Source organism: Candidatus Binataceae bacterium (genome assembly GCA_036495685.1).
Taxonomy (GTDB): domain Bacteria; phylum Desulfobacterota; class Binatia; order Binatales; family Binataceae; genus JAFAHS01.
Genome location: DASXMJ010000138.1, coordinates 1 through 1573, shown reverse-complemented (window position 1 = coordinate 1573; position 1573 = coordinate 1). Strand labels below are relative to the sequence as shown.

2 protein-coding genes are annotated in these 1573 nt (G+C 62.0%); one reads left to right on the top strand and one right to left on the bottom strand.

Features of this window, described 5'->3' with window-relative positions:
• The coding region (gene kdsB / locus VGI36_13265; protein ID HEY2486113.1) for a 3-deoxy-manno-octulosonate cytidylyltransferase at positions 1 to 681 on the bottom strand (681 nt) is incomplete at its 3' end.
• A 241-nt stretch (positions 682 to 922) separates the two neighbouring features.
• Between kdsB and VGI36_13260 the strand changes: the two genes are divergently transcribed.
• On the top strand, positions 923 to 1504 hold the full coding sequence (locus tag VGI36_13260) for a helix-turn-helix domain-containing protein (protein HEY2486112.1): 582 nt from the start codon (positions 923 to 925) through the stop codon (positions 1502 to 1504).
• Positions 1505 to 1573 lie beyond the last annotated feature (69 nt).

The following is a 1573-nucleotide window of genomic DNA, read 5'->3' as shown; positions in this document are numbered from 1 at the left end:
AGTATCTATCTCAAGCGATGGCGCCACGGAAGGCACCACCCGGATTGCGTAGCCATTTTCGAGCGCGCGGAGTTGCTCGAGTTTTTCGATTCGCTCCCGCACCCCCTCTGGCAGGGCCGCAAACCGGAGCAAGAACTCGCGCCGATAGGCGTATACGCCGATGTGACGCAGCGCGACCTCAGGGATTGCTTCGGTGTCGCGCGGACAGGGAATCGACGCGCGCGAAAAATACAGCGCGTTGCCCTGCGCGCCGCGGACAACTTTCACCACGTTCGGGTTGGTCCATTCATGCTGATCCACGATCGGCGTGCCGAGGGTCGCCATCGCGATCGATGGATCGGTTCGCACCGGGGTCGCGAGCGCATCTAGGTCGGCGGGATCAAGGAAAGGCAAATCACCCTGCACGTTGAGGTAAACCTCGGCGGAAACCCGGCGCGCCACCTCCGCGATTCGATCGGTGCCGCTCTGATGGGTCGCCGCGGTAATCATCGCCTCACCCCCCGCACGCCGTACCACCTCGGCAATCCGCTCATCGTCGGTCGCCACGATGGTTTTATCGATTGATCCCGCCTTGCGGGTTTGCTGCCAGACGCGGACCACCATCGGCACCCCATCGATCTCCGCCAGGGCCTTGGCGGGCAGGCGCGTAGAAGCGTAGCGCGCCGGGATGACGGCGATCACCGATGACGCTGCCAGCTTACTGCCTCTTTTGCGCTCGAACTGGAAACTCGACGGGGCACGTATATTGGTAACCGTCGGGTACTGGCCTTGTCAATTTCGTGCGGTTCGGTTTCCCACAAAATGCGGCCCTGCACCGTCAGCACGGTGTGCGAAGTCTTCATCGTCCGGCGAAAAAAACCCCCACCGGGAGCACGTTCGCTTGACATCGGTTCGCGTCGTGTTAGTGTTCGTTCACTAACTAATGCAGGTTCTCAAGGAAAAGCCGGGGACCAAGCGGCCGGCGATTGTTGCCGCGGCGACCGCCTTGTTCGCCAAGGTCGGCGTCGATGCGACCAGCATGCGGGACATAGCCGATGCGGCAGGTGTGCGCGAAGCCGCAATCTATCGCCACTTCGTCGGCAAGGAGCAAATGGCGCAGGAGATCTTCGCCAGCTGGTATGGTTGGTACGGCCAGCAGGTGCGACAGATCGTAGAGGGGAAGCGCCCGCTGCGGACAAAGCTGCGCGCTCTGGTCCACCTGGAATTCGAAACCGCGCGGACCCACTCGCAGGAGTTTGTTTATTTTTGTGAGAACGAAGCCCGGTTTCTCGCCGCGCTCCCCCCCGCCCTGCCGCACGTCCGGCAGGAACTCATCAGGATGGTCCGTGAGGGACAGAACCACCGAGAGGTGCGCGCCGGTGATGCGGGTTTGCTGGCCGACCTGCTGAGTGGGGCGCTCTGTGCGGCGGCCATTTCGGCGATCAGACGCCGGGACCTACAGGTCCTGGATGGGGAAAAATTGACTGCCGAGAGCTGTTGGCAGATGCTCCGGCCCAGCCGTTGAGGAGGTTTCTCATGACTTCGGAAGAGGAGCTCATCGAGCGCTATTTCGCTGCGTTTAACCGGCATGACA